Below are 7,738 nucleotides of genomic sequence, written 5' to 3' on the forward strand. Positions count from 1 at the left end.
CAAGTTGGTCCAGCCTGGTTCAAACTGAACAAAACGGATCCAATCTGATCCAAGCTGGTCCAAATTGACCAAATGAGGCCCAATCTGGCCAAATCAGACCCAGCCTGCGGCTTACTCCGCTGCCGTCCCTGCACGATTGTATTGCTCCAGATAGACCATCAGAACGGAAATGTCTGCCGGGTTTACGCCCGAGATACGAGAAGCCTGGCCGATGTTGAGCGGTCGGATTTTGCTCAGGTTTTCGCGAGATTCCTTGGACATGCCGGAAATCTGGTGATAGTCGAGCGATTCCGGTATGCGCCGCTCCTCCATCTTCTTCATCCGCTCGACTTGCTGCAATGACTTGCGGATATAGCCGTCGTACTTGATCTGGATTTCAACTTGTTCTGTCACATCCTCCGGCAGAGGCTCCGGCGACGGCGCCATTTGGGCGATATGCTGATACGTGATCTCTGGACGACGCAAAAGCTGCGCCAGCTCGATTACCTCTGTCAGTTCCGGAGAACCTGCCTGACGCAGGACTTCCTGCACTTCCGCCATGTCTGGGCGAACACGGGTATTGGTGATCCGCTCCTTCTCCTTTTCGATCAGCTCGCGTTTTGCACAGAACTTCTGGTACCGCTCTTCGCTGATCAAGCCGATCTCATGGCCAATATCGGTCAGACGCAAATCTGCGTTGTCGTGACGCAACAGCAGACGGTATTCCGCCCGGGAAGTGAGCAGACGATAAGGCTCACTGGTGCCTTTTGTGACCAGATCGTCAATCAGAACGCCGATATACGCTTGCTCGCGGCCGAGGATGACAGGAGTCTTGCCCTGGATCTTGCGGGCAGCGTTGATCCCCGCCATCAAGCCTTGTGCGGCAGCCTCTTCATACCCCGAGGTGCCGTTGATCTGGCCTGCTGTAAACAATCCTTCAATTTTCTTTGTCTCCAAAGTCGGCCAAAGCTGTGTCGGAATGATCGCATCGTACTCGATGGCATATCCCGGACGCATCATGCGGACGTTCTCCATCCCAGACAAAGAGCGCAGCATTTGAACCTGCACTTCCTCCGGCAAGCTGGTAGACAAGCCCTGAACGTACATCTCTTCCGTATTGCGGCCTTCCGGTTCCAGGAAGATCTGATGGCGCGGCTTGTCGTTGAAGCGAACAATCTTGTCTTCAATGGACGGACAGTAACGCGGCCCTGTCCCTTCAATCGTGCCGGAATACATCGGCGCGCGGTGCAGGTTGTCGTTAATCAGATGGTGCGTTTCTTCGTTCGTATACGTCAGCCAGCAAGGGAGCTGGTCCATGATGAACTCGGTTGTTTCATAGGAAAACGCACGCGGAACATCGTCCCCGGGCTGAATTTCCATTTTGGAAAAGTCAACGCTGCTCTTGTGGACGCGGGGCGGCGTTCCCGTCTTGAATCGCACCATGTCAAAGCCGAGCTCTTTCAAGTGGTAAGCGAGCCGGACAGAGGGGCGCATGTTATTCGGGCCGCTTTCGTACTGCAAATCACCCAAAATGATTTTTCCGCGCAAATAAGTCCCGGTCGTCAGAACGACAGCCTTTGCCTTGTAACGAGCCCCAGTCTGGGTAATAACTCCTTCGCAGACGCCGTTATTAATGATCAGCTCTTCTACCATCGCTTGGCGAAGAATCAGATTTGGCGTGTTTTCAATCGTCTTTTTCATCTCGTGCTGGTAGGCAATTTTGTCCGCTTGCGCTCGCAGAGCATGTACAGCCGGTCCTTTACCGGTATTGAGCAAACGCATTTGAATATGCGTTTTGTCTGTATTTTTCCCCATCTCACCGCCCAGGGCGTCGATCTCCCGGACTACATGTCCTTTCGCCGGACCGCCGACGGACGGGTTGCAGGGCATATACGCAACGGAATCGAGATTAATGGTCAACAGCAGCGTGCTGCACCCCATTCGCGCAGTTGCCAGAGCCGCCTCGCTTCCGGCATGCCCTGCTCCAATGACGATGACGTCATACGATTCCGCTTCATAGGTTGGGATCATGAATTCTCCTCCTCTTGGGTGAGTCAATTCTCTAAAGCTGTTTACTTGCCAAGACAAAATTGAGAGAAAATCTGGTCAATCAAATCCTCTCCTACGCTCTCTCCGATCACTTCACCGAGCAATTCCCAGGCTTTCTTGATATCGATCTGGACCATATCGACAGGCATTCTGTCTTCAATCCCGTTTACCGCATCATCAATGGCCTGCTCCGCTTGCCGCAGCAGCTGGATATGTCTCGCGTTGCTCACATAGGTCAGATCATCCTGCTGAACGCGACCGGAGAAGAACAGATCGGCGATCGCCTTCTCCAACAGGTCAATGCCGGTTTCCTCCTTGGCAGACGTCATGATTAACGGCTGGTTGGGGAAATGACGCTTAACCTCCTCCAGATCGATGCGCTGGGGCAAATCGAATTTATTGATGATCAGGATCACTTCAAAGCCTTTGGCGGCTTCAAAAATCCGATAGTCATCCTCTGTCAATTGTTCATTATAATTGAGTACAAGCAGGACGAGGTCGGCTTTTTGCAAAAGCTGACGAGATTTTTCCACGCCGATTTTCTCGACGATGTCCTCTGTTTCCCTGATCCCGGCAGTATCGATCAAGCGAAGCGGCACGCCACGGACATTTACGAATTCCTCGATGACATCCCTCGTAGTTCCCGCCACGTCTGTGACAATCGCTTTTTCCTCTTGAACGAGGCTGTTCAACAGCGATGATTTCCCTACGTTAGGACGCCCAATAATCGCTGTGGAGAGCCCTTCCCGCAAAATTTTCCCCTGTCTTGCCGTCTGCAGCAAGCGGCCGATCTCCGCTTTTACCTCCAGGCACTTGTCTCGAAGCAGCTTCTGGGTAACATCCTCTACATCATGCTCCGGATAGTCCAGCGTGACTTCAATATGGGCCATTGCTTCGATCAGATTTTGTCGCAGGCTCCGAATCAGTCTGGACAGCTTGCCTTCCACCTGGTTCAACGCTACCTTCATCGCCCTGTCCGTCTTTGCCCGGATCAAATCGATGACCGCCTCCGCCTGAGACAGATCGACGCGTCCGTTCAAAAACGCACGCTTCGTAAACTCGCCCGGCTCGGCCAGCCTTGCACCGTTTTCCAGAATCAGCTCGAGCACCCGCTCTACAGAAACAATTCCACCATGACAGTTGACCTCTACCACATCTTCTCGTGTAAACGTACGCGGCGCCCGCATGACCGACACCAGCACCTCTTCCACCAAATCCCCTGTCTGTGGATTTCGCAAATGTCCGTAGTTTATCGTATGGCTATCCACAGTGGACAGCGTTTTTTTCCCTCGATAAATTTTATCCACAACTTCAATCGCCTCCGGTCCACTGACCCGGATAATCGCGACCCCACCTTCTCCCATCGGAGTCGCAACTGCTGCGATCGTATCAAAATTCATGTTGTTCACCTCTAGCTTTCCAAACAAACGAGTCAGCCACTAACTTATTAGCATAACAGAACACCTAGAAAAATTCCAAGAAAAGAAACAATCCTGATGCACTTTTCCCGGAATTTATCCACAAGCTCGACTGATTGCCCTGTTTTTAGCGTTATCCACAGTATGTTCGATTTGATTTGACTCCAACCCATTATACTTTGGTTATCCACATTTACTAGCTCTTCAATGATTCGATTCTTTTATCATTGTTGTTCGTTGCCTCGACCCGGCGGGTTGACCTCTACCAATTGATAAGAAAAAGGAAGCACGATAAGCGTGCTCCCTTCCTGACTATAGTCCCCTGAATAGAGACAGATATAGATCCATGTCTTTTGTGCGTTGACGCCTATTCCCATTGCCTTTTACTCGGTAGACTGTCCATTCCATTCCGCCGGTCTCTGGCGTTTTATGAGCAAATGGGCAAAAAAAGAAGCCTACGACGAGGCTTCTTTCGGTGCGATGACAATATAGCGGTTGGGCTCTTCACCCTCGCTGTACGTTACCACATCCGTACGCTTTTGCAAAAACGAATGGATGACTTTTCGTTCGGCTGCAGACATTGGCTCCAGACGGACGCTTCGTTTCATCGCCAGCGCCTTTCTGCTTACGCGCTCGGCAAGCTGCTCCAGTGTTTCTTTGCGGCGCTGCCTGTAGTTTTCGGCATCGAGTACGATTCGTACATGCTTGTCCGCATGGCGGTTTGCTACGACGTTTACGAGATACTGCAGCGAATCCAGCGTCTGTCCCCTGCGGCCAATGATAATTCCCAGGTTGGCACCTTGAATGTCAAACAGCATGCCTTCTTCTCCACGGCGCATTTCTACTCTGGCGTCCACGTTCATGTTGGCAAGTACGTCCTGAAGGAAAGCAAGCCCTTGATCAACCGGATCGAATTGAACTTCTACTTCCACTTTGGCATCGCGGGAACCGATCAGACCGAACAAACCGCGGCTCGGTTCTTCCAGGATGCGAACGCTAACTTTTTCACGAGGCACACTCAGCTCTTCCAAGGCCTTTTGCACAGCATCGTCAATCGTTTTAGCCGTAGCTACCACCTTTTTCACTTGGAGGTTCCCTCCTTCGGACGGGGCGCTTTATTGGTATCGCGATACAAGAAATATGTTTGCACAATGGTAAACAGGTTGCCGTATACCCAGTAGAGAGACAGAGCGGACGGCAAGGTGACGGCGATCGCCAGAATCATCAGCGGCATGATTACCAGCATCATTTGCATTTGCGGGTTGCCTTGAGTGACCGAACCCATCATTTTGGACTGCAAATACGTGGTAATCCCGGCGATGATCGGCAAGATGTAATACGGGTCCTTCTCGCCCAAGGACATCCACAGGAACGTATGTGTCTTGATATCTTCTGTCCGGATAATCGCGTGATAGAACGCAATGAGGATCGGCATTTGCACGAGCAGCGGCAAACAACCGGCCAATGGATTCACTTGATTTTTCTGGAACAAAAGCATCGTTTCCTGTTGGGCCTTTTGCGGATCGTTCTTGTGTTTTTCGCGGATTTTCTGCAGCTCAGGCTGCAGCTCCTGCATCTTCTTGGAACTTTTGATCTGTTTCACCATCAGCGGAAGCACGATCAGCCGGATGATGATGGTCGCTACCAAAATTCCCAAGCCGTAGCTGCCTCCGAGCAGCATGGCACTCTCTTGGATCAGCCAGGACAGCGGGTAGACAAAATACTTGTCCCAAATTCCTTCTGCGTCCGGCCCAATAGGTGCTGCCGCTTGAGGATTACAGCCCGACAGAATCAAAACCAGCAGGGCCAGCATGGATATGCTGAGGATGCGTCTGCTCAAGGGATGGTCCTCCTTTTCCCTGTAACGGTTATCGGTTATATTTCATCAAAACTGCTAATGATTGCGGCGTTCGGGTACAGGATCGAATCCACCCGGATGAAAGGGATGGCACTTCAGTATGCGGCGAATGGCCAGCCAGCTTCCTTTCCATGCCCCAAAACGGCGAATAGCCTCTATCGCATAATGGGAACACGTAGGAGCAAAACGGCAGGATGGCGGCTTATACGGCGAGATGAACAACTGGTATCCTCGTATCAGCCATATGAATACGCGCCCCATGACCGCCTCACCCTCTTTTGTGGTTTTGTACCGGTACCTGCCTGATTACCTTGGCCCGCTTCATGACATGGACCAAAGATTGCTCGATGGCATCCAATGACATCGCTTCCACACCAGGACGGGCGATAATGATCAAGTCAAGTCCGGATGGGATCTTGCTTTCCAAACGGGAGAGCGCCTCGCGAATCAACCGTTTGACCCGATTGCGGATAACCGCGTTACCTATTTTTTTACTGACAGAAATCCCGGCGCGAAAAGCGGCTTGTCCCTCCTGTTTGGCAGAATAGAGAACAAACTGCTTGTTGGCTGCTGAGTTTCCTTTTTGAAACACTTCCTGAAATTGCTCATTCTTTCTGAGCCGATGGGAACGATGCAAGGTAAACAACCCCTAACATCATAATTATAGTAGAAAACGTATGCAGCATCTACCAGTATATCCTTGTTTCGACCACTTTTTTCCCAAAAACGGCATCTATTCTTCAATTCCTTCTTTGGAAAACAGCTTCGACAACCTGATCGGACAACCTGCCGACGTGCCGGATCATGTCTGCATTTGCTTCGGAAAACCCGATTTTCCCCAGCTTTTCTTGCAAAGGCAGCGGCAGTGCGGCGACATGCTCATCAAGGCTCTCCTCTTCGGAACAGGACAGATACAGCCAGGCTGCTTCGGTCAGCAAAAGCCAGCGGGCCGCTTCTTCGTCTCGTTGCCGGACAAGGCGCTCGAGTTTTCGCTCCATCAGCAGATCCTGCAGCTCGGAGCAAGCAAATTCGTCCCCTCCTGCCTCCCTGAAGTAGCGACGATAAGCCGCGACGGAATGAAAGCGCTCCCACAGATCATGATCATCTCGGTACATGGCCGGAAACAGTGAAACGAATTCACCGTAGGCCGCCAGCTCCCTCATCGCCGGGACGAGCTTCCCCGTTGCAAGCGTACGCTTCTCGAACCAGGCGTACATGATGACTGCATCCAGCCATGCCGAAACACCGGCCAGCCATGCTGTCTTGGCAAGTCCGCCAAGCAGCGCTTCCTCCGCCCATCGCTTCCTCTCGTCCACGACCGTGCGGGCTTGAACCAGCATTTTGCTTTTTCCTTCCTCCGACTCCAAGAAACGAATCGCTTCTTCTTTCCACGCCCGGTAGCGGCCATCTGGATCATAAACGCAACGGGCTTCGTACACGTACCGGTACGCCCCTGCATACGCACAGATCATTCCCGGAAACGGGTTTTGCTTCAGATATACATCAGCCAATGTAAGAAAAAAGTCGGTGAAATCCCCTTGGCGCTCCATGCTAGCCTCCTCATCAAACCCTCTTTTTCTGCGAAACAATCCGGGCATCGATCTATAAAACGATTCCAACGCCTGAAAGTTTCACAAATCTGAATGATAAAGAAGCACATGTCTCTCCCCCCAGGGAGCCTGCGCACAAGGAGATTTTCCCGACCGATATGCAGCAAAAAAGGCCACTGAAGTTGTGGCCTATGCGGAAAGTACCTTTCTACCTTTACGACGGCGGGCAGCCAAGACTTTCCGGCCGTTTTTCGTGCTCATACGCTTGCGGAACCCGTGGTCCTTTTTACGTTTGCGATTATTTGGGTTAAACGATGGTTTCATTTCTATACACCTCCGTCCTCAAAAACCATTACCTACGCATTATAAGGAGATTCGCCTAAAAAGTCAAGAAAGGCTGGAAATCAGGGATCTCGGTAAATATCCCCAAAGAGATATTTCCCAAGACTGTGGATATCCTATTATCCACATTTCCATCTTTCGACAAGATTATCTACAGCTTGTACACAAAATATTGGGGTGTGAATATGTGTAGTATACAATCAGTTGTGTTTGTGGATAAGTATGAAAAAACCATTGCTGTCATGCCTTTTATCTGTTATTATGTTTTTGTTTTGGAACGTGAATAACTTCAGCCGAACATTTTACTTTTCCACAGCGTGTGGATAAGTTTGTGGACAGATTTCCTCATCTGTGAATCATTTTATTCACAAAGGTGCGGATAACGTCTACTTTTTTTCGCTTATCCGAGCGGAATCCCTTTTTTTCGACTTTTTTTATCCACAGTCGATTCTTTCATTAACAGCTGATTTCATACACGTTTTCTTTTGATCGTTGGCTCTTATTATCATTTCTCTATATGTTCCCGAAAGGAGGGATTCTGG

The 7,738-nt window shown here is 50.6% G+C and carries 8 protein-coding genes; all 8 read right to left on the reverse strand.

Annotated elements, in window-relative coordinates; all coding sequences use genetic code 11:
* Positions 1-111: 111 nt before the first annotated feature.
* The gene (gene mnmG, locus NSQ24_RS26095) at positions 112-2,010 is read right to left on the reverse strand and encodes a tRNA uridine-5-carboxymethylaminomethyl(34) synthesis enzyme MnmG (RefSeq protein WP_003388856.1); all 1,899 of its coding nucleotides are present in this window, start codon (positions 2,008-2,010) and stop codon (positions 112-114) included.
* A gap of 41 nt (positions 2,011-2,051) precedes the next feature.
* On the reverse strand, positions 2,052-3,428 hold the full coding sequence (gene mnmE, locus NSQ24_RS26100; protein ID WP_003388858.1) for a tRNA uridine-5-carboxymethylaminomethyl(34) synthesis GTPase MnmE: 1,377 nt from the start codon (positions 3,426-3,428) through the stop codon (positions 2,052-2,054).
* 473 nt (positions 3,429-3,901) lie between these two features.
* Positions 3,902-4,531 (reverse strand): RNA-binding cell elongation regulator Jag/EloR, encoded by a 630-nt coding sequence (jag, locus tag NSQ24_RS26105; RefSeq protein ID WP_003388860.1) that lies wholly within the window; start codon positions 4,529-4,531, stop codon positions 3,902-3,904.
* Positions 4,528-5,286 (reverse strand): membrane protein insertase YidC, encoded by a 759-nt coding sequence (gene yidC / locus NSQ24_RS26110; protein ID WP_003388862.1) that lies wholly within the window; start codon positions 5,284-5,286, stop codon positions 4,528-4,530. The genes jag and yidC overlap by 4 nt, the downstream gene beginning before the upstream one ends.
* Positions 5,287-5,340: 54 nt before the next feature.
* Entirely contained in the window at positions 5,341-5,565 is a 225-nt protein-coding gene (gene yidD / locus NSQ24_RS26115; protein ID WP_003388863.1) for a membrane protein insertion efficiency factor YidD, read from the reverse strand.
* Between the two features lie 7 nt (positions 5,566-5,572).
* The gene (gene rnpA / locus NSQ24_RS26120) at positions 5,573-5,941 is read right to left on the reverse strand and encodes a ribonuclease P protein component (protein WP_003388864.1); all 369 of its coding nucleotides are present in this window, start codon (positions 5,939-5,941) and stop codon (positions 5,573-5,575) included.
* A gap of 103 nt (positions 5,942-6,044) precedes the next feature.
* A complete protein-coding gene (locus NSQ24_RS26125; RefSeq protein ID WP_031932428.1) occupies positions 6,045-6,854 on the reverse strand; it encodes a hypothetical protein in 810 nt (269 codons plus the stop codon).
* A 189-nt stretch (positions 6,855-7,043) separates the two neighbouring features.
* A complete protein-coding gene (gene rpmH, locus NSQ24_RS26130; protein ID WP_003388866.1) occupies positions 7,044-7,178 on the reverse strand; it encodes a 50S ribosomal protein L34 in 135 nt (44 codons plus the stop codon).
* Positions 7,179-7,738 lie beyond the last annotated feature (560 nt).

Source organism: Brevibacillus sp. FSL L8-0520 (assembly GCF_037963895.1).
Taxonomy (GTDB): Bacteria; Bacillota; Bacilli; order Brevibacillales; family Brevibacillaceae; genus Brevibacillus; species Brevibacillus borstelensis.

Bases quoted from the DNA above. Each gene is read 5' to 3' on its own strand.
- yidD (WP_003388863.1), bottom strand. From the start codon at position 5,565: ATGGGGCGCGTATTCATATGGCTGATACGAGGATACCAGTTGTTCATC.
- mnmE (WP_003388858.1), bottom strand. From the start codon at position 3,428: ATGAATTTTGATACGATCGCAGCAGTTGCGACTCCGATGGGAGAAGGT.
- mnmG (WP_003388856.1), bottom strand. From the start codon at position 2,010: ATGATCCCAACCTATGAAGCGGAATCGTATGACGTCATCGTCATTGGA.
- rpmH (WP_003388866.1), bottom strand. From the start codon at position 7,178: ATGAAACCATCGTTTAACCCAAATAATCGCAAACGTAAAAAGGACCAC.
- NSQ24_RS26125 (WP_031932428.1), bottom strand. From the start codon at position 6,854: ATGGAGCGCCAAGGGGATTTCACCGACTTTTTTCTTACATTGGCTGAT.